The organism is Haloarcula taiwanensis (genome assembly GCA_002844335.1).
Classification (GTDB): Archaea; Halobacteriota; Halobacteria; order Halobacteriales; family Haloarculaceae; genus Haloarcula; species Haloarcula taiwanensis.
Map to the genome: position 1 here is coordinate 803,111 of CP019154.1, position 22,085 is coordinate 825,195.

Annotated in this window: 27 protein-coding genes and 2 tRNA genes; 10 read left to right on the top strand and 19 right to left on the bottom strand. The window is 63.2% G+C overall.

Translation table 11 applies throughout. The features are described 5' to 3' along the window. Positions 1 to 148: 148 nt before the first annotated feature. From BVU17_04200 to BVU17_04220, 5 genes are all read left to right on the top strand, one after another. The gene (locus BVU17_04200; protein AUG46760.1) at positions 149 to 511 is read left to right on the top strand and encodes a 50S ribosomal protein L7ae; all 363 of its coding nucleotides are present in this window, start codon (positions 149 to 151) and stop codon (positions 509 to 511) included. An 11-nt stretch (positions 512 to 522) separates the two neighbouring features. After that, the gene (locus BVU17_04205; protein AUG46761.1) at positions 523 to 750 is read left to right on the top strand and encodes a 30S ribosomal protein S28e; all 228 of its coding nucleotides are present in this window, start codon (positions 523 to 525) and stop codon (positions 748 to 750) included. Between the two features lie 2 nt (positions 751 to 752). Further along, positions 753 to 1,046: a 50S ribosomal protein L24e gene (locus BVU17_04210; GenBank protein ID AUG46762.1), complete on the top strand. Its 294-nt coding sequence runs from the start codon at positions 753 to 755 to the stop codon at positions 1,044 to 1,046. Next, on the top strand, positions 1,046 to 1,510 hold the full coding sequence (locus tag BVU17_04215) for a nucleoside-diphosphate kinase (protein AUG46763.1): 465 nt from the start codon (positions 1,046 to 1,048) through the stop codon (positions 1,508 to 1,510). The genes BVU17_04210 and BVU17_04215 overlap by 1 nt, the downstream gene beginning before the upstream one ends. A gap of 65 nt (positions 1,511 to 1,575) precedes the next feature. Continuing rightward, a complete protein-coding gene (locus tag BVU17_04220) occupies positions 1,576 to 1,833 on the top strand; it encodes an NrdH-redoxin (GenBank protein ID AUG46764.1) in 258 nt (85 codons plus the stop codon). Here BVU17_04220 and BVU17_04225 read toward each other — a convergent pair. From BVU17_04225 to BVU17_04275, 11 genes are all read right to left on the bottom strand, one after another. Continuing rightward, entirely contained in the window at positions 1,806 to 2,519 is a 714-nt protein-coding gene (locus tag BVU17_04225; protein AUG46765.1) for a hypothetical protein, read from the bottom strand. The genes BVU17_04220 and BVU17_04225 overlap by 28 nt on opposite strands. A gap of 48 nt (positions 2,520 to 2,567) precedes the next feature. Next, positions 2,568 to 2,972 (bottom strand): peptide-methionine (R)-S-oxide reductase, encoded by a 405-nt coding sequence (locus BVU17_04230; GenBank protein ID AUG46766.1) that lies wholly within the window; start codon positions 2,970 to 2,972, stop codon positions 2,568 to 2,570. Positions 2,973 to 3,151: 179 nt separating this feature from the next. Then, positions 3,152 to 3,225 (bottom strand) — tRNA-Thr (locus tag BVU17_04235). A 32-nt stretch (positions 3,226 to 3,257) separates the two neighbouring features. Continuing rightward, the gene (locus BVU17_04240) at positions 3,258 to 3,704 is read right to left on the bottom strand and encodes a GNAT family N-acetyltransferase (protein AUG48833.1); all 447 of its coding nucleotides are present in this window, start codon (positions 3,702 to 3,704) and stop codon (positions 3,258 to 3,260) included. Between the two features lie 107 nt (positions 3,705 to 3,811). After that, positions 3,812 to 4,387, bottom strand: coding sequence for an inosine-5-monophosphate dehydrogenase (locus BVU17_04245; GenBank protein AUG46767.1), 576 nt, complete (start codon positions 4,385 to 4,387; stop codon positions 3,812 to 3,814). 67 nt (positions 4,388 to 4,454) lie between these two features. Continuing rightward, positions 4,455 to 5,228, bottom strand: a complete 774-nt coding sequence (locus BVU17_04250) for a GTP cyclohydrolase (protein ID AUG46768.1) — start codon at positions 5,226 to 5,228, stop codon at positions 4,455 to 4,457. A 109-nt stretch (positions 5,229 to 5,337) separates the two neighbouring features. Next, complete coding sequence (locus tag BVU17_04255) at positions 5,338 to 5,676, bottom strand: hypothetical protein (protein ID AUG46769.1); 339 nt, start codon at positions 5,674 to 5,676, stop codon at positions 5,338 to 5,340. Between the two features lie 55 nt (positions 5,677 to 5,731). Then, on the bottom strand, positions 5,732 to 6,031 hold the full coding sequence (locus BVU17_04260) for a hypothetical protein (GenBank protein AUG46770.1): 300 nt from the start codon (positions 6,029 to 6,031) through the stop codon (positions 5,732 to 5,734). Between the two features lie 45 nt (positions 6,032 to 6,076). Then, entirely contained in the window at positions 6,077 to 7,339 is a 1,263-nt protein-coding gene (locus BVU17_04265; protein AUG46771.1) for a hypothetical protein, read from the bottom strand. A gap of 373 nt (positions 7,340 to 7,712) precedes the next feature. After that, positions 7,713 to 7,796 (bottom strand) — tRNA-Ser (locus BVU17_04270). Between the two features lie 26 nt (positions 7,797 to 7,822). Then, entirely contained in the window at positions 7,823 to 8,575 is a 753-nt protein-coding gene (locus tag BVU17_04275; GenBank protein ID AUG46772.1) for a hypothetical protein, read from the bottom strand. A 100-nt stretch (positions 8,576 to 8,675) separates the two neighbouring features. Here BVU17_04275 and BVU17_04280 point away from each other — a divergent pair, with 100 nt between their 5' ends. Then, positions 8,676 to 9,218, top strand: a complete 543-nt coding sequence (locus BVU17_04280) for a hypothetical protein (GenBank protein ID AUG46773.1) — start codon at positions 8,676 to 8,678, stop codon at positions 9,216 to 9,218. Here the strand turns inward: BVU17_04280 and BVU17_04285 are convergent, their stop codons facing one another. From BVU17_04285 to BVU17_04300, 4 genes are all read right to left on the bottom strand, one after another. After that, positions 9,219 to 9,845 carry a uracil-DNA glycosylase gene (locus BVU17_04285; GenBank protein ID AUG46774.1) on the bottom strand — a complete coding sequence of 209 codons (627 nt, stop codon included), beginning with the start codon at positions 9,843 to 9,845 and terminating at the stop codon, positions 9,219 to 9,221. Position 9,846: 1 nt separating this feature from the next. Next, a complete protein-coding gene (locus BVU17_04290; GenBank protein AUG46775.1) occupies positions 9,847 to 11,046 on the bottom strand; it encodes a chorismate synthase in 1,200 nt (399 codons plus the stop codon). Positions 11,047 to 11,094: 48 nt separating this feature from the next. Beyond that, a complete protein-coding gene (locus BVU17_04295) occupies positions 11,095 to 11,490 on the bottom strand; it encodes a hypothetical protein (protein ID AUG46776.1) in 396 nt (131 codons plus the stop codon). Between the two features lie 102 nt (positions 11,491 to 11,592). After that, the gene (locus tag BVU17_04300; GenBank protein AUG46777.1) at positions 11,593 to 12,882 is read right to left on the bottom strand and encodes a 3-phosphoshikimate 1-carboxyvinyltransferase; all 1,290 of its coding nucleotides are present in this window, start codon (positions 12,880 to 12,882) and stop codon (positions 11,593 to 11,595) included. A gap of 107 nt (positions 12,883 to 12,989) precedes the next feature. Between BVU17_04300 and BVU17_04305 the strand changes: the two genes are divergently transcribed. After that, positions 12,990 to 13,685 (top strand): short-chain dehydrogenase, encoded by a 696-nt coding sequence (locus BVU17_04305; GenBank protein ID AUG48834.1) that lies wholly within the window; start codon positions 12,990 to 12,992, stop codon positions 13,683 to 13,685. A 45-nt stretch (positions 13,686 to 13,730) separates the two neighbouring features. After that, positions 13,731 to 14,597 carry a ZIP family metal transporter gene (locus BVU17_04310; protein ID AUG46778.1) on the top strand — a complete coding sequence of 289 codons (867 nt, stop codon included), beginning with the start codon at positions 13,731 to 13,733 and terminating at the stop codon, positions 14,595 to 14,597. Between the two features lie 9 nt (positions 14,598 to 14,606). Here BVU17_04310 and BVU17_04315 read toward each other — a convergent pair whose 3' ends face one another. The 4 genes from BVU17_04315 to BVU17_04330 form a co-directional block, all read right to left on the bottom strand. Beyond that, positions 14,607 to 16,004, bottom strand: coding sequence for a histidine kinase (locus BVU17_04315; protein ID AUG46779.1), 1,398 nt, complete (start codon positions 16,002 to 16,004; stop codon positions 14,607 to 14,609). Between the two features lie 6 nt (positions 16,005 to 16,010). Beyond that, a complete protein-coding gene (locus BVU17_04320; protein AUG46780.1) occupies positions 16,011 to 17,501 on the bottom strand; it encodes a recombinase RecA in 1,491 nt (496 codons plus the stop codon). A 225-nt stretch (positions 17,502 to 17,726) separates the two neighbouring features. Further along, entirely contained in the window at positions 17,727 to 18,956 is a 1,230-nt protein-coding gene (locus tag BVU17_04325) for a TIGR00300 family protein (GenBank protein AUG46781.1), read from the bottom strand. A 62-nt stretch (positions 18,957 to 19,018) separates the two neighbouring features. Then, positions 19,019 to 19,405 (bottom strand): hypothetical protein, encoded by a 387-nt coding sequence (locus tag BVU17_04330; GenBank protein ID AUG46782.1) that lies wholly within the window; start codon positions 19,403 to 19,405, stop codon positions 19,019 to 19,021. A gap of 159 nt (positions 19,406 to 19,564) precedes the next feature. Between BVU17_04330 and BVU17_04335 the strand changes: the two genes are divergently transcribed. Beyond that, positions 19,565 to 21,214 carry an acetolactate synthase gene (locus tag BVU17_04335; protein AUG46783.1) on the top strand — a complete coding sequence of 550 codons (1,650 nt, stop codon included), beginning with the start codon at positions 19,565 to 19,567 and terminating at the stop codon, positions 21,212 to 21,214. A 34-nt stretch (positions 21,215 to 21,248) separates the two neighbouring features. Next, the gene (locus BVU17_04340) at positions 21,249 to 21,950 is read left to right on the top strand and encodes a DUF159 family protein (protein ID AUG46784.1); all 702 of its coding nucleotides are present in this window, start codon (positions 21,249 to 21,251) and stop codon (positions 21,948 to 21,950) included. The last annotated feature ends 135 nt before the right edge of the window (positions 21,951 to 22,085 follow it).

The following is a 22,085-nucleotide window of genomic DNA, read 5'->3' on the forward strand; positions in this document are numbered from 1 at the left end:
GGGCCGGTAGCACAGAATGGGGTACAGCCTGCGCCGAGTTGATGATGCTCCCAGCCTTTTCAGGATACACACCACCACGGTGTGACGGGCCTCGCGGCCCGGACACGGCGGGGGAGCCTGAGCTCGCGCGCAGGAGGTGAACATACAAATGCCAGTATACGTAGATTTCGACGTTCCCGCGGACCTCGAAGACGACGCCCTCGAGGCGCTCGAGGTCGCCCGGGACACAGGCTCGGTAAAGAAGGGTACAAACGAGACGACCAAAGCTATCGAGCGCGGCTCCGCCGAGCTCGTCTTTGTCGCTGAAGATGTCCAGCCCGAGGAGATCGTCATGCACATCCCGGAGCTCGCCGACGAGAAGGGCGTCCCCTTCATCTTCGTCGAGCAGCAGGACGACCTCGGTCACGCCGCCGGGCTCGAAGTCGGCTCGGCCGCCGCAGCCGTCACCGACGCCGGTGAGGCTGACGCCGATGTCGAGGACATCGCCGACAAGGTCGAGGAGCTTCGGTGAGGTGACCTCGGATGAGCGCTGAGGAATCCGAAAGCAGCGGTTCCACGCCCGCCGAGGTCATCGAAGTCGTGGGCCGGACGGGGATGCACGGCGAGGCCATGCAGGTCAAGTGCCGCATCCGCGAAGGCGAGAACCAGGGGCGCATCATCACGCGCAACGTTCTCGGCCCGGTCCGCGAAGGTGACGTGCTCCAGCTCCGCGAGACGGCCCGCGAGGCCGACACTATCGGAGGGCAGTAACCATGCCCCGGACACGCGAATGTGACTACTGCGGCGCGGACATCGAGCCCGGCACGGGCACGATGTTCGTCCACAAGGACGGCGCGACGACGCACTTCTGTTCCTCGAAGTGTGAGAACAACGCCGACCTGGGCCGCGAGGCCCGCAACCTCGAATGGACCGACACCGCCCGCGGCGATGCCGGCGAGGACGAAGCCGAAGCCGAAGAAGTCGAAGCTGACGCCGACGAGGCAGAAGCTGAGGCCGAGGCGGCTGCGGACGAGGCTGACGAAGAAGCTGAGGAGGCTGAGGCCTGATGTCAGAGCACGAACGCACCTTCGTGATGGTCAAGCCTGACGGCGTCCAGCGTGGTCTCATCGGGGACATCGTCTCCCGCTTCGAGGACCGCGGCCTGAAGATGGTCGGCGGCAAGTTCATGCAGATAGACCAGGACCTCGCCGAGGAACACTACGGCGAGCACGAGGACAAGCCGTTCTTCGACGGTCTCGTGGACTTCATCACGTCCGGCCCCGTGTTCGCGATGGTCTGGGAAGGCCAGGACGCGACCCGGCAGGTCCGAAACATGATGGGCGAGACTGACCCAGCCGAGTCCGCGCCCGGCACCATCCGCGGCGACTACGGGCTCGACCTCGGTCGGAACGTCATCCACGGCTCCGACCACGAGGACGAGGGCGCAAACGAGCGAGAAATCGAGCTGTTCTTCGACGAGGACGAACTCGTCGACTGGGACCAGATCGACGCGTCCTGGCTGTACGAGTAACGCCAGGTCGACTGCCGTGTTTTTTCGAGCACAACCACCTTGAGGACAGCGTCCGTAACGCCGGTATGAGCCTGACGCTCTACCAACTCGACGGCTGTCCGTACTGTGAGACGGTCGCGGACCGACTGGACGAACTCGGTATCGATTACGACAGTGTCTGGGTCGAGGCGCTGCACTCGAAGCGCGACGAGGTAAAACGGGTCTCCGGCCAGCGCGGCGTCCCGGTGCTGGTCGACGACGACCGTGGTGTCACAATGGCCGAATCCGGGCGCATCCTCGAATTTATCGACACGACCTACGCGCCAGAGGTCCAGTCGGCGTAGAGATACCGAGCGGCCGCGCCGAGACTCGCAAATACGAGCGGGAAGAAAAACAGCAGGATGAGGAGCCACAGCACTGCCGGTGCGGCCTGTCCCTCGGCCCCGCTGTCGAACATGACCGTCCGGACGAACACGAAGCTCCCCGCGAACCCCGTTGCGACATAACCGAAGCCGATGCTGGTACCGACGAGCGCCGCCTCTTCGAGCATGCTGTCCGACCGGGTATCGCCGCGATAGCGTTCGAACAGCGCGCCGACGACGAGCAAGGCGACAATCGGAATCAAGAAATAGACGAGCGGCGGGACGCTCGCACCCTGTGCGCCGTACAAGACGTTCCGGGCGGCCGAGCCGTACACCTCTGCGTCCGACGCCGTCACCAGCGTCGGCACGTGGTGGGCGTTGTACAGCACGAACCCGTACTGGATTAGCCGGTTCGACAGCTCCGGGAAGTCGACCGACGACGGGCCGACGAGAAAGAGCAGTGCGACGAGCAAATACTCGACAGCGAGCGTCCCGATTGCGACACTGGCCGCGCGGAGCCACGGAAACGTCCGGAGGCTCTCAGCTAGCAAGTGGCTCTCCGGCTGTGGCTGTTCGGCGGTGGCAGTCGGCGGCTCGTCGACCAGCGACTCGTCGACCGGTGGTCCGGCCCCCTCGTCGCCGGCCTCGTCGGTCCCGTGTTCAGTCACGTCTAGCCGTATCAACTTCAATGACGGAAAAAAGGGTTCCGGTGGTCGCTACTCCGACTCGAAGTCAAGCGCCGCACCGTTGATGCAGTACCGCTTCCCGGTCGGCTCCGGTCCGTCATCAAACACGTGACCCAGATGACCGCCACACTCGGCACAAACGACTTCTGTTCGCTGCATCCCGTGGCTGTTGTCCGCCCGTGTCTCGACGTTGCCTTCCTGATACACGTCCCAGAAGCTCGGCCAGCCGGTCTCTGATTCGAATTTTCGGTCGCTATCGAACAGTTCCGTCCCACAGCCGGCACAGGTGAACACACCCTCGCCTTCTACGTCTATGAGGTCACTGCTAAACCGCGGCTCCGTTCCGGACTCGCGGAGGATTCGGTACTCCTCGTCAGAGAGTATTTCGCGCCACTCCTCGTCGGTGCCCGGCAGTTCTTCTTCGGATTCACTCATACTCTACCGTACGCCCTCCAGCGGTAAAAACGTAGACCCATCTGGCAGTCTCACCCACGCTGGGGGTCCAGCGATGCGACATATCTGGGCCGTCAGTGAAGGCGCACAGTGGTTGCCAGTGTGGCAGTCACAACTTCTCGTCGCGGGGTCCCGTGTCCGGTTCCGAACCGAACTGGCGAAGCCAGGGGTGGGATTTGAACCCACGAACTCTCGATTACAAGTCGAGTGCTTGGACCACCCAAGCTCCCCTGGCGCGGTTGCATACCAGCGTTGTGTGGGGACCATTTAGAGAGTATCGTTTTCGGTCGGCTTTTCGAGCTCGATTCGATGTGGTGTGTAGCCGTGTGCGCGATATAACTGTCGGGCGGACTCGTTGTCCGCCATTGCTTCCAGCGCGAGGATGTCCGCACCAGCCTGGCGGAGTAGTTCTTCCGCCGTATCGAGCAGTTCGCTGCCGATCCCCCGGTTTCTGTGGACCGGTTCGACGAAGATGTTCTCGATGATGCCCCGTGTCTTATCTTGTTCGTACCGGCCGCTGTCGATAGTCACCATGACGAACCCGACGACGTGTCGGTCTATACGGGCGATACAGACGTTTTCGGCGACGATTCGCTGTACGACAGTCTCCCGGACCGCGGTCCGGTTCCGGTCCCCGAACAGATGTGACCCGTGAGCACGCTGGCTCTCCGCCAGTCGGACCCACAGGTCGACGATGGTGTCCACGTCATCCATCGAGGCGGTGGCAATCTCCACGGTAGTACTCCGTGGCGTACGGTCAAAACAGTTCGGCCACGCCGCCGTCTCTGTCTGCTGTGAGCGCAGAGGCCCGCCAGCGCGGCTCAGACATCACGACAGTCCGAACAGAGGAGTTGCCCGTTGAACGACGCTAGATCCCGTGTAAACGTGCTGCAGGCAGAACAGATACCCTGATTATCAAACGAATCCTCGGCGGCGGACTGCATCCCATCGGTGGTGGCTTCTTGACCGGTCGTTGCAACCGGCGAGGGCTGCTCGACAACGCTCGTCGACTCGCTCTCTAGTCTCGCGGTCGAGAGGATGTCATGCTCAGTCAGCGTTCCGAGCGGTTCACTGTCCGCCGTGACCAAGAGGAACTCGGCGGACCGCGTCGCCATTCGGTCGCGGGCCTCCGGAAGCCCGGCGTCAGGGTCAATCGTTGGAATGGACTCGCGCATCACGTCGCCGACTGTGGCGGTGTCCGGGTCGCCCCCATCGACGATGTATGCCAGCACGTCCCTGTCCGTCGCGACGCCGACCGGTTCGTTCCCCCGCAATACGAGAATCGGGTGCTGGTCCTCACGGATCAGCAACTCCGTCGTTTCGAGGAGGTCGTCGGACTCGCTCGCACCGACGTACTCTCGGTTCATAACCTCCCGCACAGTGACCTCACCGTTCATGTGTGTGGTTACCACACGACCGGTCTAAAAGATACCTCCACTACGTTTATATCGCGTGACTCACAAATTACTCAGTTGTTTCGGTTTCGATGGTGACGGCCTCGCCGGTCGATCGACAGGTCTCTAACGCGTGCTTGGCGTCCATCCCGGCCGTAGCTGCCGTCCGTCCGCGTCCGACGCCGACTTTCAGCTCCACATCGACGGCGTCGCGGACGTGGTTGATTGCATCGTGGTAGTCCGCCTCGTCCAAGTCCGGGCAGACTGCGATGACGTTATCACCGCCGACGAAAAACGATAGCGAGTCGTGGGCCTCACGCATATACTTCATGAGTGCCGCGTACCCCTGCTCTATCTGGATGAAGGTGTCGAACTCATTGAGCTGGTCTGTGTACTTCTCGGTGGCGTCGTCGACATCGAAATGCGCGAGTTGTACGTCTGTGGGCTTCCGGAACTCATCGTCGATCGTCTGGCCGCGTAGCACTTCTCGCCGCCCCTTGTCCTGCGCACTCCCGGCCTCCTGAAGTTGTTCCGTTGCCGTCCCCAGCGCCGAGACGGGTGTCGTTCCCGTCGCGACCGAGAGGCTCATCGTCACCGGGTAGCGATTGCCGACGGACTCCTGAATGAGTGCGTGTGCCGCCTCGTCCAGTCCGTTCGTCACGGCAATCATGTTGTCGAACCGCGAGAAGAAGATGTAGCCGTCGCGGTTCCCGAACAGTTGTGCGAGGTCAGCGTACAGCCGAGATTGGAGTGTTTGAAGATCGACTTCACGGCGAGGTTTCGGCGTCACGGTCCACGGGCCGTAGTTGTCTATCTGTATATGGGTTATCTGGGTGTTAGTCACTGTCCATCGACAGTTTGGAAGCAACGGGTATTGCTCTATCGAAATGTACCGGCAGCGGGGACTGTGATCCGGTCCGATCGGTGTCGGATTCCGGACGCGCAACCCAGTATCAACAGTGGTCAGTCGGTACTACGTCGCGCTGCTGTATCTCGACAGTCCCGACCATTGAGTTGTACGCAACGATGTCTGTCGCCGTCAGCTTTGGAAGGTGTTCGGTGAACAGTTCCTCGGTGAGTTCGGCTCTCGCAGTGTCCGGGACTGCTGTCGGCTCGATGTCACGCTCGGCCGCCAGAACCGACGCGGCGAGGTCCGACACGACGACCGGCTCATCGCGGTCAGCCAGTATCGACAGCGCGCGACGGCGAGTGTCGTTCGACAACAGGTCAGCAATAACGTCTTCGGGAAGCCCCTGTCCGGTGCGGCCACCGTTTGAAGATGTCGTCGCCATACGCGATGCTACACCGGCCACCCACAAGTATGTGTCGTGCCCACACACTACACAGTCAGGCCTGTTCGAGTCTGTACGGCCACCAGTCCGCCTCGCGCAGCGCGCGCCCGAGCGATTTATGAAAGTCCGGGAAGTCCTCGAACTCCTCTTGGTCGACATATTCGAAGATGTCCGCCACGCTAACGACTGTCTCGTAGTCGATCCGAACCGGGTGGTCGCCGTACTGTTCGACGTATTCCTCGGCGGTCAGTGGGAAGTCCTCGTCCTCATCGACTTTCTTCGCCAGCACAGCGTGACCGTACTTGCGCCGGCCCTCGCTTCCTTCCTCACCGTCCGGATCGTGTGGCCAATCCATACGCGGTTCTCTGGACACTGGCATAAAAAGGGTTTCTCTCCCCGTCTACAGTTCGAAGCCGCTGTCGTTCCGGCTGCCGCTCCGTCGGAGAATCGCGATGACGACGCCGAACAGGAGTAACGCACCGAGCAGCCCGCCGATGATCAGCATCGTACTGATACCCATGACTGTCGCCGGGAGCGGCCCGAGTCCGCCGCCACTACCGACTGCGGGTTCAGTCTGGACTGCTGGATCCGTGCCTGTCGGTTCCGCCTCTGGTTCGGCACCGCCGTTTCCGTCGGTCTGGACCTCACTCTCAGTCACCCGAATGTCGCCAGCGTTGACATCGTTGAACTTGATCTGGAACTGTCCCGGTGTCGTCACGACCGTCGACAGCGTGACTGTCCGCTCGCCGTCTGCTGGCACAGTTACCGATGTCCGATTGACGACGTCACCGTCCACCTGCATCCGTGCGTCGTAGGTTCCTTCGATACCGCCGCTGTTGGAGACCGTTGCTTCAACGACGACCTGCTGCCCCTCAGAAACTTGCTCGCTGACAACCGCGGTTCGCGTGATGCTGAATGCAGGCTCGATCTTCCCAATCGCGTAGGCCGATGCCCCCGCCGTGTCCGCCTCGTAGACGACTTGCTCGGTTCGCGCCTCGACAACGCTCGTTTCGGCGGCTCGCCATGACCCGTTCACACGGTGATACACGCGGACCGCCGAAGCGTCGATGCCAGCCGACTGGAGATTCGAGCGGTTCAACACGAACTGCATTGACGACGGCTGGACCCCCGCCGACGATCCGACGGTAACCACGCCGAACACTGATGCGTCGTCACCGGATGGCACTGGGATGTTTGCCGAGCTGGGATCGGTGTACTCCGTCACGTCCTGCGTGAAAGCCTCTTGTGACGCGTTGACCGTCCAAGACTGAAGCGTGAATGAGCGATTCGCTGGCCCCGAGACGTTCATCACGTATGGTTCGTTCGTCGGGACCATCCCACCGCGTATTTTGAGTTGCCGTGTAGCCGGGTCCATCCGAGTTGGCTCCACAATTGCGGGCTTGACTTTGACTCGTCCGGCGGACTTCCCCGGGCTCTGGACCTTAATCCTGTACGTTCCAGGACTATCCAACTTCAATGCCTGTGTTCGCTCAACTGAAGAACCGGCGTCGACGACGACTCGCTCAGTCACTCTAGTTGTACCGTTTACTACATACTCAATGTTCATTGCACCGCCCGAGCTGCCGGTGTTTTGGACTGTCGCGGTGACGTTCACCGAGTCACCGGCAAGTATCGTATTTGTACCTTTTGACGCCCCGGACACAAATAGACTCGGTTCAGCAACAGCGGGCCCTGCCGCCGACACTGCGAGAAGGAGAGCGATGATACACACCGTCAAGAGGCCCGAAAAGTGCCGTCTTGTGGACCTATCCTCACGTACCATTATACGGATATAATCCGGACCATCGACATAAAACCGCCCGATTGCCTCGGTTCAGTAAACTGTCCTTACGACTCAGAAAGATGCGAATTCTGTGGTTCCCCGTTGCGGTGTTGTTGCTCGCGCCGTCTGTTGATTCAGGCCCGACGCACTCCAGAGCAAAGCGATCACACTCACTGCGTTCGGGCGACGGGACTTGCAGGGTTCAAATCACAGCTGGCGTACTTGCCACTCACGGTTTGTTCGTGGCAAAATACGGTGGGACTGGGATTTGAACCCAGGAATCCGTGAGGATACCTGCTTTCAAGGCAGGCGCAATAGGCCGCTCTGCCATCCCACCGCAGTCAAGCATATTCGGTGGGCCTTCTAAGGCCTGTCGGTCTCTCGGACCACACTCGGCTCGTCATCGTCGTCGATAACGCGTATTCCGAGGTCGTCGAGAAATGCCATCGTCCGTTGCGGTACGACCCGACCAGCCCGGTTTCGGGCGCGTAGCAGCGGCACGATGGTCTTGAGATCGGCTCGTGTTTCGAGAGTGGGTGTCGATGGGAGAAAGTCTACATCGAGACCGGCGTCGGCAGCACGCTCACCGATAGTTTCGATTGCCGGGGTAGCGTAACTGTCCTCGAAATCTATCGGTTCGCCGAAGCCGGCGTAGTAAACGCGGCCGCTCGAAGCAGGGCCGAGAACCACGCCGCTGGACCGAAGTTTCATCGCCGCACTGTCGATAAGTTGGCGTGTCAACAGCGCCGCTGTCGGTTCGACGGCGGCGACAGTTGCGACGTCTTCCCGGTCAAGGAGGTGCGTCACTGTGTTCCCGACCCGACCCGCGAACGTCGAACCGACCTGTACCTCGAACCGAGCGTTGCCCGGTGATTCGAGCGCCTCCGTCACCGGCTCTCGCACCGCGGCCTCGGGGTCGACGCCGTCCGGGACCTGTTCCGAGGGTCGGTAGTTCACCAACAACTCGGCACCGCTGATCTCCACTGCACGACAGACGTCGAGCAACATGGCCTCGTATAGCTCAGCAGCCTCGGCGTCGTCTACAATGCCGCCAGCCAACTCCTGTAACACGAACCCTTCAACTGGCGGGTCAGCCAGCACAGTTACCGTAGTCATACTGTCTTCTCGGCCCGACTGTGATTAGTCCCTTGTGTTCCCGTGCAGCGACAGAACAATTATAAGATGTGAGTAGTATTTGATAACTAAGAGAAACTATATGGAGCAATCCCAGACCTACAAATGTGATGGATGTGGGTCGGAGTACCGTGTTCTTGGGGAGTCGCAACCGAAGATTGTGTGCCGCGACTGCGAACGCGAAGCCACGCTGTCCGGGACCGCAGCGGCACAGCGGGCGTACCATGTCGGCTACATCCGGTATCGTGAGGCGCGCCGCCAGCTATCCGACGCACTGGAGACCGTCGAAGACGGAGAGATGGCGCTCGCTCGGGGCGGGTTCGACAGTGCCGCAGCGGACTTCGAGGAAAGCGTCGAGGAGTTCACAACGGCTGTCCGTGAAGCAGACGATAACGGGCTGGCCGAGTTGTCGGAACGCGCGCGTAAGAAGGCGACCTGTCTCTGGCAGGCCGCCGAGTGGCTCAGCGGGATGACCTACGCCAGCGAACAGGGTGAGTCGACACAGGCGAGCCAGTACCGCCACGACGCCGAAAACCGGCTACAGGCAGCAACAGAGTACGGGACAGTGTCGAGCCCGGACGAGTTGCTTCAAGACGTTGACACCGAAGTCCGGTCTGACACCTGACTACCGCCCGCGTCGGCCTTTCGTCTGCCGGTAGTCCTGTCCGAGCGTCTCGCTGAAGTGGTCCAGAAATGCCGTCCGTTCCGCGTCGGTCTGTTCGGCGGGCGGGAGCATCGGCAGGATTTCGAACCCGCGACCGCGGATCGTCGTCGCATGCCGGTCTTCAATGTCGAGTTCGTCTTCACTCATCGTCGTGTACTCGAAGGCTAGCTCTTCGAGGGGTCGCTGCCCAACTGGCAGCAGAATCTCGGGGTTTATCATCCGTATCTCGCTGTTGAGATAGGGTTCGCAGTTGACGACCTCCTCGTCGGTTGCCGCTCTGTCTGGATGGCGACAGCGGGTCACGTACGTCAGGAACGTGTTCTCCAGCTGCGGCCTGTCGGCGTCCGGGTCCGAGCACATGTCGACCGCCGCGAGAATGTCGAGCAGTTCGCGCTCGCGCTCGTCGGTGAAGGGGATGCCAGACTCGTCCGTGCCGACCGAGGGCGAGTCACCGAGGACGATGAACTCGGCACCCACGTCGCCGTAGCCGTGGACGACGTTCTCGCGCGTCTCACAGAGTGCGGGGCAGTTCTGGCACTCCTCGTCCATCCCGAACGGGTTCGACTTGGACTCCTGATGTGCGTCCATGTTAGTCGTCGTCGATGGTTTTCGCGTGGGTGTCCGCGTCCTCGGGGTCGTTCTGCGGGCTGGACGGATGGTAGTCGGTGTCGTACTCGCCCGGCCGGTCGTCGAGTCGGTCGGGGTTGATGCGCCCGCCGAGCAGCATGAAGTCCAGTATCGTACAGGCGAGCATGGCCTCGACGACCGGGACCGCCCGCGGCGGCAGAACTGGGTCGTGGCGGCCCGTGACCGTTATCTCCTTTTCCTCGCCGGTCTCCCAGTCGACGGTCTTCTGGGTCTTCGGGAAGGAGACGGGCGCGTGCCAGGTGACCTCGCCGTAGATGGGGTCGCCCGTCGTGATACCGCCCTGGAGCCCGCCGTGGTCGTTGCCCACGGGGACCGGGTCGCCGTCGGCCGAGAACTCCCAGTCCTCGGTGTACTCCGACCCGGTGGCGGTGCGGGCCTCGCGGCCGATGCCGAGTTCGAAGTCGGTGACCGCCGGGATGGAGTACATCGCTTGGCCGAGCCGCGAGGGAATCGAGTCGAAGCGGGGCGCGCCCAGCCCGCGGGGGACGCCGCGACACTCGAAGTAGATGGCCCCGCCGATGGAGTCGCCCTCCTTCTGGTACTTGTCGGCCAGTTCCCGCATCTCCTCGGCGGCCTCGGGGTCGCCACAGCGGACCTCGTTTTCCTCGCTGTGTTCGAGCATCTCCTCGAAGGTCACGTCGTCGGCCTCTACGTCGCCGATCTGGCAGACGTGGGCCTTGATCGTCACGTCGTAGTCGGACTGTTCGAGCACCTGCTTTGCGACGCCACCGGCGGCGACCCAGTTGACCGTCTCGCGGGCCGAGGAGCGGCCGCCCCCGCCCCAGTTCCGGGTCCCGAACTTCGCGGAGTAGGTGTAGTCGCCATGTGAGGGCCGCGGAGCCGTGATGAACGGCTCGTACTTGCCCGAGCGGGCGTCCTTGTTCTGGATGACCATCCCGATTGGCGTGCCCGTGGTGTAGCCGTCCTGAATTCCGGACTGGATGCTCACCTTGTCGGGTTCTCCCCGCGAGGTGGTAATCATCGACTGGCCGGGCTTGCGCCGGTCGAGGTCCTTCTGTATCTCCTCCTCGGAGAGTTCGACGCCCGCCGGGATGCCGGAGACGGTACAGCCCATCGCATCCCCGTGAGACTCGCCGTAGGTCGTCATGCGGAACAGACGACCGAACTCGTTGCCGTTCATTACAGTGGTGTCGGGGTTCAGGGCATTTGAACCTTGTAGATGCGCCCCTCAGTCGTCGAGCCACCTGACGCGGTCGAGTAGCTGTATCGTCCCTGTCGGCTCGACCTGCTTTTCGAGGACCGAATCGAACACCTCGCCCGCGCCGTCTTCTCCGGTCTCCCAGGCGTACCGTACCAGCGACGTGTCGGGATATGTCGCCTGAACCTCGCGGGCGAATCCGTGCGCTGACGTGATGGTGCGCTTGCCACCGACGACGACGTACTCGAACTCGCTGTCGTCCAGCAGCGCCTTCGCCCGGTCGGTATCCGGCGTCGTCGCTAGTTCGATTCCCTCGCGTTCGGCGGCGATGTCGGCCTGCAGGTCGAGCAGCAACTGGTCGTCGTCGAGGTAGAGAACTCTCGTGGTGTCCGTGGGGGAGTGCGCACCGTCGTCTAATTCGTTCACAACGTTCGTTGTAAATATTCTTCGCGGGTGATAAGGGCACTTATCTGTTAGCTACCTACCAATTTTTCATGGCAAAACTCTGTGCGTCCTCAGCCCTGTGATTTACCGCCCGACGGCCGCGCCCAGCGATTCGAGCACGTCGAAGAAGTCCGGGAAGGACACGTCGACGTGTTCCGCGCCGGTCACCGTCGTCTCGCCGTCGGCGACGAGGCCGGCGACGGCGAGTGACATGATGATGCGGTGGTCCGCCCGGCCCTCGACGGTCGTGCCGACGAGGTCGCTGTCCCCGCCGTAGACGAACAGTTCGTCCTGTTTCTCTTCGACCTCGGCACCCATCTTCGTCAGTTCCTCGGCCATCGCGCTCACGCGGTCGGTCTCCTTGTACCGGACGTGCTCGGCGTCGGTAATCCGGGTGACGCCGTCGGCGGCGGCCCCCAGCGTCGCGATGGTCGGCAGGAGGTCCGGCGTGTCCTCGACGCCGACCTCGATGCCGGTCAGTTCGGACTGCGAGACGGCTATCTCGCCGTCGTCCTCGTCCCAGTCGAGGTCGGCCCCCATCCGGTCGAGGACCCCGATGATGGCCGAATCGCCCTGGGCGCTCGGGTAGGCCGACGTGACGCGCAGGCTGTCCTCGGCGGCGAGCGCGCCGGCCGCGAGCAGGTAGCTCATCGACGAGAAGTCGCCGGGGACGCTGTACTCGCCGCCGGTCGGCGCGTAGGACTGGCCGCCCTCGACGGTGAACCCGGCGTCGGTCTTCGCGGCGTCGACGCCGAAGTCGGCAAGCACCTCAAGCGTGATATCGACGTACGGCGACGACTTCAGCTCGGTCGTCAGGTCCACGTCGATGCCCTCCGGCGAAACGGCCCCGGCCATCAGCAGGGCCGTGATGTACTGAGAGGAGACGTCGCCAGGGATTTCGACCGCGCCGCCGTCGACGCCGCCCCCGACCACCAGCGGGGCCTGCCCGTTCCGGCGGGTCGACTCGGCGTCGCCGCCCAGCTGTTCGATGGCGTCGAGCAGCGGCCCCTGCGGGCGCGACCGGAGGGACTCGTCGCCGGTCAGCACTGTGAGATCGTCCTGCAGCGCAGCCGTCGCGGTGACGAGTCGCATCGTCGTCCCGCTGTTGGCACAGTCGATGACGTCGTCCGGGGTCTCCGGCCGGCCGTCGAAGCCCGTCACCTCGACCGACGATTCGTCTTCGGCCAGCGAGACGCTGCCCCCGTAGGCCTCGACTGCGCGCATCGTGGCTTTCGTGTCCGCGCTCACGAGCGGGTCGCGGACGACCGCGCCGCCGGCGTAGCCCGCGGCCAGCACCGCCCGGTGCGTGTAGCTCTTCGACGGCGGCGCTTGCGCCGTCCCCTCGACCGTCGACTCGGCAATGGTGATGTCCATGCCCGGTCGGTAGCGGGCGTTCGACAAGAGACTACCGCTCCCACCCAACCGAGGGTGAGAGCAACGACCTTGTGGCTGGCAGCGGTACCCCCGCTATGGTCCCAGCGATGGACAGCGCAACCGCTGTCGTCACGGGTGCGAGTAGAGGCATCGGCGAGCAGATAGCCCACGCGGTAGCGGATGCGGGCGCACAGACGGTCATCTGCGCTCGTGACGCCGAGGCGCTCGACGCGGTCGCAACCGACATCCGGGACGCTGGCGGCTCCGTGACTGCGATTCGGACGGACGTGCGCGACGAGTACGACGTGGAACGGCTGTTCGAAACTGCCACGCGCGCCGGCAACGGTGCAATACAGTACGTCGTCGCCAACGCCGGCGTCTACCACGGCACCGCCGGCGAGACACCGCTTACCGAGGAGTCCTACGCCGCCTTCGACGACCACCTCCGGACGAACGCCCGCGGCGTGTTCTCGACGATTCGCGAAGCCGTTCCGCACCTCGGTCCCGACGCCCGCATTGTCGTCCCCACGGGCGTCGTCGCCCGCGAGGGGATGCCCGGGTACGGCTCCTACGCCGTTTCGAAGGCTGCTGCGGAGGCTGTCGCCCGCGGGTTCGCGGCTGACCTCGATACGCCGGTCGGTGCAGTCGACCCCGGACAGGTCGCGACGGACCTCTCCGGTGACGGCGGTCGTGACCCGGAGTCAGTCGCCGAAATGGTTCTCTGGGCACTCCGCGAAGCGGACCCGACCGCGCTGGACTCCAGTGTCCTTGACTGGGGCGACTATCGGTCAGCGACCCGATAACCGCCATCGATGGGTTTATTAGCAATAGGCCGGTGATTGTAGATAATGTCTATTAACTCAAACCCGATTTTTAATAACACTGGCAGTGTGTCCGCGACTGGCCTCGCGAGCGTCGCCGGCCTGCTGATCCTGTCGGCTGTCGCAGTCACTGGCGGAGCGAGCAAAGTACTCGTTATCTCCTGGGTTGCGTTCGTTGCAATGGCATTGGGCGCGTGGCTCGGTGCGCGGGCCGACGAAACGAATCCCTACCGACTGGTCTGGGGCTACGGGCTCGCGAGCGGGGCAATGGTCACGTCGGCAGCCATGTTCCTGGTCCCGCAGGCGATGGGGCTTGGCGGGCAAGCCGGTGCTGCGCGAATCGGCGGCGTCGGTATCGCCGCCGGACTGGTCGTCGGCTACGGCACCCACACCATCGGTCACCGGCTCACCCACGTCGAAACGTCCTTCGACATGACGACACTGGCTATCGCGGCCCACGCGCTTTCGGCCGGGCTGGTCATCGGGCTGGTCTACGCCTCAATGCCGGAGCTGGGTATCCTGCTCGGGCTTGCTATCGTCTCGCACAAAGGGCCGGCCGGCTACGCCGCCGCCCGGCGACTCGGACGTAGCGACAAGTCCGCCACGGCACTGTTGCTTCCCGCGGCCGGCGTCGGTCTGACGGCGATCCCGTCCGCGCTGCTTCCGGTTCCGGAGTCTGCGCTCCTCAACGCAGTCATCTTCGGGTTCGCCGCCGGCATCTTCCTCCACGTCGCGATGGATTTCCTTCCGAACTGCGAAGCCGGCAGCGAAATTGACGAAGTCTGTGAACTCCACGACCACTCCCACGACCTCCTCGACGAACTCCGGACGCACGCCGTCGGCTCAACGGCGGTCGGGGCTGCTATCATTGTGCTGGCATGGGTCGCTATCTGACGCCCGCGGTCACCGAACGGGGATAGTCACGGCGATTCTGGTCCCGTCACCATCGGTCTGGATGTCGATATCGCCACCGACGTAGCTGATAAGCCAGTACGCGAACCACAGTCCGAGCCCGGACCCGTGTTCGAGCGGCTTTTCGTCTGCGGCTTCGATGACCCGCCGCTCTTGATCTGGGATCCCCGGTCCGTTGTCCGCAATCGTCACCGTTGCTGTCGAGCCGTTGCGCTCCGTCCGGACGTCGACCCGCGGTGCCGAGGCGTCCGAGTGCTTGATACCGTTCTCGATGAGTTCCTGCAACGCCGGGACGACCTTTGCGTCTATCGTCGGCGGCTCGGAGCCGCTTTCGACGACGAACTCGGCGTCGGGGTACGCTGCGGCCAGCCCGTCCGTGATGTCACTGAGCACGTCTTCGAGTTCCCGTTCGACATCGTTGGTCAGCGAGTCCGCGAGCAGTTCCTGGACATGGTGGGCTTTCTCGCTGATATCGAGCAGGGACTGTACGTTCGCTTTGATCGTCTCAAGATGGCCAAGAGCGTCGTCGTCCTCGACTAACTCTGACAGGATATCTGCGCGCCCGCTGATCGTCGTGCCGTTGTTCCGGAGATTGTGCCTGAGAATCCGATGAAAGACGGTGAGTTGTTGCTCGCGCAGCCGACGACCAGTGATTTCGTCCTGCATCCCGACAAATCCCTGAATCGTTCCATCCGCATCCTGAATCGGGGCGATGGTCTGGTTGATGATGAACCGCTCACCGGACTTTCGCTCGTTTACGATCTCGCTCGTCCAGACCTCGCCGCGACAGATCGTGTCCCAGAGCCGTTCGTAGAACTGTTCGCCCTGTTCGCCGGATTTGAGTATCCGCGGCGTTCGGCCGATTGCCTCGTCCGCGCTAAACCCGGTGAGTTCCTCGAACGCGGGATTAACGTACTCGATAATACCGTTCGTGTTCGTTATCAGAATCGCGTGGCCCGCGTGTTCGACGGCGTTTCTGAACCGCCGGAGTTCGTTGTTCTGCTCTCTGAGGTCCTCGACGAGGTCCTCAGTGCGACGCCGGCGCGCGAGGAGGTTCACGATGGTTCGAAAGAGCGCCTGCGTGTCAATCGGTGCTGTCACGATGTCGTTCACGACGAGTGGCTGCTCGGCAGCGTCGATGTCTGGGAGGTCAACCCTTGCTCGGGACCTCTCGCGGCGGACCAGAATCACGGGACAGAACACCGGATCTGCCCGGTGTTTGTACGCCTCTATCGCCGCTCTGTACTTTGGAAACGATGACTCGTCGACAATGTGGAGGTCGGCCTCCTGGAATTCGTCGTCCGTGAGCGGCGTGTGGTGTTCGGCGACGACGGAGGCGAGTGCCTCCCGATTGCCGTCGCCAGCTAGTAGTAACTGGATGTCAGCCATCAGTAGTTAGCGAGTGGGCGAGCGTCCGTCGCTGTCTCCGTGCTGTTCAGGAACGCCCTCGAACACGCCGTGCATCCCTGAGACGGGGTCACCGACCTGCAGGCCGTCGGCGGTTATCTCGAAGCGGCGCGGGACCGCCTCGAACCCGCCGACGCGCTTTTTCAGCGCGCCGACGACGCGCTGGAGTTCGCCCTCGACCTCGATGTAGTTCTCAAAGAGGATGTTGTCAGCGAGGTAGCTGACGTTCTCGCTCGTCGGTTCGCGCAGGCCCGTCACATCCCTGCGCTGGTCGATCAGAATTACTGCGGTGTTCCTGCGCGTGAGATGCTGTGTCAGGGCGTGGAGCCGCCGGCGCAGTTCCACGTCGTCATGTCCGTGCTTGATCGCGTTCTTGTAGCCCGCGATGCCGTCGATTACGACGAGTTCGGCTCCACGCTCCTCGGCCTGGGTCTTGACGCGGTTGGCGAACTCCTCGGGTGACAGCGCCAGCGACTCGACCTCCTCGACGAGCAGTGTTCCGTCCTCACGCAATCGCGAGAGCGGCATCCCGAACGTCTCACAGCGGTGCGTGAACGTGTCGATTGATTCGTCGAACAGGTAAGCGAGCGCCGGGGACCCGTCCGCCGCTGCGGAGGCGAGGAACTCCGTCGCCGTCGTCGACTTGCCGACGCCGGAGGGGCCGCTGAGAATCGTCACCGTCCCGCGTTCGAGTCCGCCGTCGAGCAGCGAGTCCAGTTCCGGTATCCCGGCGGAAAACTGCGTTGGGTCGAACGACCGCGTCCGCTGTTCCGGTTCGAGCGCCGGGTAGACCTCGACGCCGGACTCGCGGATTTCCATCCCGTGTGAGCCGTCCTGCTGGCCGATACCGCGATGTTTTCGCAGTCGAATCCGCCGCCCTGCCTTCTCGTCGCCGTAGCTGAGCGAAATGATGCCGTCGCTGAGTGACCTGAGCTGGCTGTCCATCTGATTGCTTGGCGTCTTGGTCGCCAGCACGGTCGTCTCCCTGTCCTGCAGAAAGCGTGCGAAGGAGATGACGCGCTTGCGGAACTGGTACTCGGTCGGTTCGAGGTACTGGAAGTGCGTTATCGGGTCGATGAGAACGCGGTCCGGGTCGACCGTCTCGATGGTCTCGCGGATGTCGGAAATCAGGTGGCCGTCTTCGACATCCCGCGGCTTGACCACGTCGTACGACTCGGCCTCCTCGAAGAACTCCGAGTCGGGGCCGACGTCGAGAAACGTCGCCTCGCTGATGTCGATGCCGAGTTCGGCGGTGTTGGCAAGCAGGTCCGTGGCCGACTCCTCGGCGTGGATGAACAGCACGTCGTCGCCGGCCTCAAGCCCTGCTTCGAGAAACTGCGTGCCCAGCAGTGTTTTACCGGTTCCGGGCGGCCCGATAACGAGATAGAGTCGCCCTTCGACCAGTCCACCCCTGAGAAGCGAATCAAGGCCAGAGATACCGCTAGAAAGCTGCGTGAACTGCCGCTCGAAAGAGGACATAGAAGGAGTATCGGACGGGGAGTAATAAGCATCTCGCGAGAAACCGACGCGTGATAACGGCGGACGCCGCGGCTACGTTAGTCCTCGCCGAGCAACTGCTCGGCCAGAATCGGGACGAACGTCCGCAATCCACCTTTTTCGGCGTCGGGTCGCGCCCGCCGGCCGCGACCGCTCCTTGAAAAACGTGGGCGAAAAAGTCGACCACTCGCTCTGCTCGTGGTCGCGCTACTCCTCGTCGAGCAACTGCTCGGCCAGAATCGGGACGAACGTACCGATGTCCGTCACCATCCCGACGGCCTGCGCGGAGCCGCGGTCGAGGAGTTGCGTGACCGTCGCGGGGTTGATGTCGACGCAGACGACCCGCGTCGTCGACGGCAGGCAGTTCCCGACGGCGACCGAGTGCAGCAGCGTCGAGAGCATCAGCACCATGTCGGCCTCGTGGGCCTGCTCGCGGATGGCGTTCTGGGCCTCGACGGCGTCGGTGATGGTGTCGGGCAGCGGGCCGTCGTCGCGGATGGACCCGGCCAGCACGAACGGGCGGTCGTTGTCGACGCACTCGTACATGACGCCGGACTCGATGGTCCCCGACTCGACGGCCGCCTCGATGCCGCCCTCGCGGATGACCTCGCTGATGGTGTAGATGTGGTGCTTGTGGCCGTGGCGGGGGTGGTCCAAGCTCTCGGTGTCCATCCCGAGCGACGTGCCGTAGATGTCTCGTTCGATGTCGTGGACGGCGAAGCCGTTGCCGGCAGACAGCATGTCGACGTAGCCCTCGCGGACGAGCCGCGCGAGGTCCTCTCGCGCGCCGGAGTGGATGAGCGCCGGGCCACAGACGGCAAGCACTTTGCCGCCCTCCTTTTTCGTCTCGCGGATGGCGTTGGCTATCTTGCGGATGGTCGACTCCGAGGGACGCTCCGAGGAGACGCCGCCCTGCATGAAGCCGAACGCGCCACCGGCGTCACGGGGCCGCTCCGGCGGCTGGACCTTGATGCCGGTTTCGTCGGTGACGACCAGATCGCCCTCTTCGATAGCGTTGAGGACCTTGGTGTAGGCCCGAGTGGAGTCGCCGTCCTCGACAACGACGGCGCAGTCCATCTCCATGTCCTCGACTTCGACCCACTCGCCGTCGTGACGGATGTATGTGGGGTGGTTCGTCGTCGAGTAGAAGCCATGCGGGACGACCTGGTCGTCGGGCGCGGGGACGAGCGTGGCGTCTTTCGGGTCCGAGGGGTTGACGCCGTGCTGGTGGAGTTCGTGGACAATCGACTGGAGCTGGTCTTCGTCGTCGGCCTCGACGAGCATCCGGGCGTATGACTCCTCGTCTTTGTGACGGCCGATATCGAACTCCTGAACGGAGAAAGAGCCGCCCAGGTCCATGATGATGCCGAAACAGGACTGCATCATCCCGGAGTCGATGATGTGGCCCTCTAGCTCGACTTCGCGAGAGACGGTCATGGCGAACACATGGAGGCAGGTGTGTAAGACGGTTTTGGGTCTGCACTCTCTCGGCCGTCCGGCTACTGCCCGTCGACGTGTCGCTGCACCGTCCACGACCCCTCTGTGCAGGTTTCACACAGGCGCTCGAAGAAGCGCTGTAGCCCGGCAGACTCCGTGGTGGGCAGGACGTGCAGTCGCACCGTCCCGTCTCGGACTGCGACGCGGAACACATCGGTCGTCTCCTCGTCGCGGACCAGCCACAGCGGCATCGGCAGGTCGTGGAAATCACCGAAGCGGTAGGGCCCAGCCTCAAGCATATTGGCGACCGTCTCGGCGAGGGCTGGCGTTGCCCGCTCCTGTTCCGGGATGAGTCGGAACTCCGTCCCGCCCTCGTATTCGACCCCGTTCCCGTGTGGAAAGCGCCGCTGTGGGTGTGCGGGGATGCTGAACGAGGGGTCCGTGGTCATCTGTCACGTAATTGGGCGCTGTCGGATTTAAATTCGCGGGCCGTGCAGCCCTCGGTTGTCTCTGCCCGCCTCGTGGCTGTGGTACCCCCACGCGGTCTAGCATGGCCGGCGGCGAACTAAAGTCATGAGCGTGACTTGAGGTACGCGTGAGGAATCAGTATGCGCGTTAGTCTGGCGGTGGTAGACCGTCTCGTCGCGAACGGTATCGATACCGTCTTTGGAATCCCCGGAAAGCAGTCCCTCCCGCTGAACGAAGCCATCGGCAAGCGAGACGATATCCGCTTTGTCGTGGCACGACACGAAACTGCGGTCTCACACCAGGCCTGGGGCTATGCAGAGACGAGCGGAGAGATAGCGAGTACTGTCGTCGTCCCCGGCCCCGGCGATATGAACGCGATGAACGGCCTGAAAAACGCGCTGAACGACTGCACGCCACTGGTGCATTTCGCTATCGAAACCGAGCCGACGCTCCGGGGCGGTGATGCGATTCACGAAACCCCACCGGACACCTACGACAACGTCGTTAAAGAGAACATACTGCTGAAAAACCCCGAAACGACAGCGGCGACGATTGACCGGGCGGTGCAGGTCGCTCAAACACCCCCAAAGGGGCCAGTCAGGGTCGGAATCCCCAAGAATTATCTGCAGATGGACGTGCCGCTCGCTGGTGCAGGCACACCTTCGGCTCCGTCCGCAAGCACCGTTCCGGAACAGGAAGTTTCGACAGCCGCCGAGCACCTGCTCGCGGCCGAGCGGCCGCTTATTCTGGCCGGCGGCGGTGTGCGAGTGGCGGACGGCTCGTCGGCGCTCCGAAGCCTCGCCGAGCGGCTTGCTGCACCCGTCGTGACGACGTACAAGGGTAAAGGCGTGCTCCCCGAGGACCACGCCCTCAGCGCCGGCGTGTTGGCCGGAAGCGCGAGCCCAGAGCTACTGGACTGCCTCGCCGACGCCGATGCCGTGCTCGCCGTCGGGTCCGACCTTGACGCACACGGGACACGCGGGTGGTCCGTCGAACTGCCTGAGACGCTCGTTCACGTCACCATGGACGCTGACGACCTCGGAACGGGCTATAATCCGACCGTCGGTATCCTCGCGGATGCCGCAGAGACGATGGCGGCGATTGAGGACAAAATTGCGGCGGCTGACACCGCTCCCGCCTCGAAGGCGGACGGCACTGAACGCGCACAGGCTGTCCGTGCTGCCACTGCACGTCGAATCGACCCACTCGTGGATTCGGAACCGCCGCTGACCTCCGTCCACGTGTTGCAAATCCTTCGAGACGCACTTCCTTCTGATGCTATCACGGCCGTCGATGCCGGGGGGTTCCGCGTCTGGGCGCTGAATACGTTTGAGGCGCACGGGCCACGCAGCTACGTCAACCCCGGGTCGTGGGCGACGATGGGGACGGGACTGCCGTCGGCGATTGGAGCACAGCTAGCGAACCCGGACACGCCCGTCGTTGCGCTGACTGGTGATGGCGGTCTCATGATGTGCGTACACGAACTCCATACTGCGGTCGCAGAGGACCTCCCGATCACCGTCGTCGTCCTCAACAACGACGATTACGCGATTATCAGCGAGGAGGCCGGGCGCAGCTACGACCTCGACCAGCAGGCATACGGATGGGACACGACGCCGATTGACTTCGGAACTGTCGCTGCCGGAATGGGGATGGAAGCCATGCAGGCCGACACGCCGTCCGAAATCCACACGGCGGTTCGCGAAGCGGTGCAGACGGACGCGCCGACGCTCGTCGAGGTCAGGACCGACCCGACGGAGCCACAGGCGAGCGAGTGGATGAGCGAGTAGTGGATTTATCCAGTGAGAACGCCAAAAGCAGGTCATGTGTGGCCGCTACAGTTTGTTCTCTCCCCGCGAGGAAATTGAGACGCGGTTCGACGCCGAGTTTTCCTTCGACTACGAGCCGCGATACAACGCCGCTCCGAGTCAGGACCTGCCAGTCATCACCGGCGAGTCGCCCAGCACCATCCAGCGGCTAGAGTGGGGACTGATTCCGAACTGGGCAGACAGCCGAACGGACCACGGGCACATCAACGCCCGCGCCGAGACCCTGTCGAAAAAACGCTCGTTCGCTGAGGCCTACGAGTCCCGGCGCTGTCTGGTTCCCGCTGATGGATTCTACGAGTGGGTCGAGACGAGCGACGGCAAGCAACCGTATCGCGTGGCGCTGCCGGACGACGACCTGTTCGCGATGGCGGGGCTGTACGAGCGGTGGGAGCCGCCACAGCGCCAGGCCGGACTAGGTGAGTTTGGTGCAAGCGGCGACGATTCGGGCGGCGAAGACGATCTCGTCGAGTCGTTCACGATAGTGACAACCGAGCCAAACGAGGCCGTCGCTGACCTCCATCACCGGATGGCCGTCATCCTCGACCCCGATGAGGAGTCGACGTGGCTCCGGGGTAGCGCCGGTGACGTATCGGCACTGCTTGACCCGTACGACGCCCCCATGCAGACCTATCCGGTTTCGTCAGCGGTCAACAGTCCGGCCAACGACTCGCCGGAACTCATCGAACCGGCCGGGTGATGACGGCGTTACTCGCTTGGCGTGTTCTGGCGCTTGAACTGGTGCAGCATTTTCCAGAGCGTCTCTTCGTCGACCTGATTTTCCGCGGCGGATAGCTGTCGGTACAGGCCTTCTGAGACGGTAATCTCGGGCATT

Coding starts and splice junctions, on each gene's coding strand:
- BVU17_04205 (AUG46761.1), top strand. CDS start 523: ATGAGCGCTGAGGAATCCGAAAGCAGCGGTTCCACGCCCGCCGAGGTC.
- BVU17_04240 (AUG48833.1), bottom strand. CDS start 3,704: ATGGATGACGTGGACACCATCGTCGACCTGTGGGTCCGACTGGCGGAG.
- BVU17_04255 (AUG46769.1), bottom strand. CDS start 5,676: ATGGCGACGACATCTTCAAACGGTGGCCGCACCGGACAGGGGCTTCCC.
- BVU17_04305 (AUG48834.1), top strand. CDS start 12,990: ATGGACAGCGCAACCGCTGTCGTCACGGGTGCGAGTAGAGGCATCGGC.
- BVU17_04310 (AUG46778.1), top strand. CDS start 13,731: ATGTCTATTAACTCAAACCCGATTTTTAATAACACTGGCAGTGTGTCC.
- BVU17_04230 (AUG46766.1), bottom strand. CDS start 2,972: ATGAGTGAATCCGAAGAAGAACTGCCGGGCACCGACGAGGAGTGGCGC.
- BVU17_04260 (AUG46770.1), bottom strand. CDS start 6,031: ATGGATTGGCCACACGATCCGGACGGTGAGGAAGGAAGCGAGGGCCGG.
- BVU17_04245 (AUG46767.1), bottom strand. CDS start 4,387: ATGAACGGTGAGGTCACTGTGCGGGAGGTTATGAACCGAGAGTACGTC.
- BVU17_04285 (AUG46774.1), bottom strand. CDS start 9,845: ATGGACGCACATCAGGAGTCCAAGTCGAACCCGTTCGGGATGGACGAG.
- BVU17_04200 (AUG46760.1), top strand. CDS start 149: ATGCCAGTATACGTAGATTTCGACGTTCCCGCGGACCTCGAAGACGAC.
- BVU17_04215 (AUG46763.1), top strand. CDS start 1,046: ATGTCAGAGCACGAACGCACCTTCGTGATGGTCAAGCCTGACGGCGTC.
- BVU17_04330 (AUG46782.1), bottom strand. CDS start 19,405: ATGACCACGGACCCCTCGTTCAGCATCCCCGCACACCCACAGCGGCGC.
- BVU17_04210 (AUG46762.1), top strand. CDS start 753: ATGCCCCGGACACGCGAATGTGACTACTGCGGCGCGGACATCGAGCCC.
- BVU17_04340 (AUG46784.1), top strand. CDS start 21,249: ATGTGTGGCCGCTACAGTTTGTTCTCTCCCCGCGAGGAAATTGAGACG.
- BVU17_04275 (AUG46772.1), bottom strand. CDS start 8,575: ATGACTACGGTAACTGTGCTGGCTGACCCGCCAGTTGAAGGGTTCGTG.
- BVU17_04315 (AUG46779.1), bottom strand. CDS start 16,004: ATGGCTGACATCCAGTTACTACTAGCTGGCGACGGCAATCGGGAGGCA.
- BVU17_04280 (AUG46773.1), top strand. CDS start 8,676: ATGGAGCAATCCCAGACCTACAAATGTGATGGATGTGGGTCGGAGTAC.
- BVU17_04335 (AUG46783.1), top strand. CDS start 19,565: ATGCGCGTTAGTCTGGCGGTGGTAGACCGTCTCGTCGCGAACGGTATC.
- BVU17_04320 (AUG46780.1), bottom strand. CDS start 17,501: ATGTCCTCTTTCGAGCGGCAGTTCACGCAGCTTTCTAGCGGTATCTCT.
- BVU17_04290 (AUG46775.1), bottom strand. CDS start 11,046: ATGAACGGCAACGAGTTCGGTCGTCTGTTCCGCATGACGACCTACGGC.
- BVU17_04300 (AUG46777.1), bottom strand. CDS start 12,882: ATGGACATCACCATTGCCGAGTCGACGGTCGAGGGGACGGCGCAAGCG.
- BVU17_04220 (AUG46764.1), top strand. CDS start 1,576: ATGAGCCTGACGCTCTACCAACTCGACGGCTGTCCGTACTGTGAGACG.
- BVU17_04325 (AUG46781.1), bottom strand. CDS start 18,956: ATGACCGTCTCTCGCGAAGTCGAGCTAGAGGGCCACATCATCGACTCC.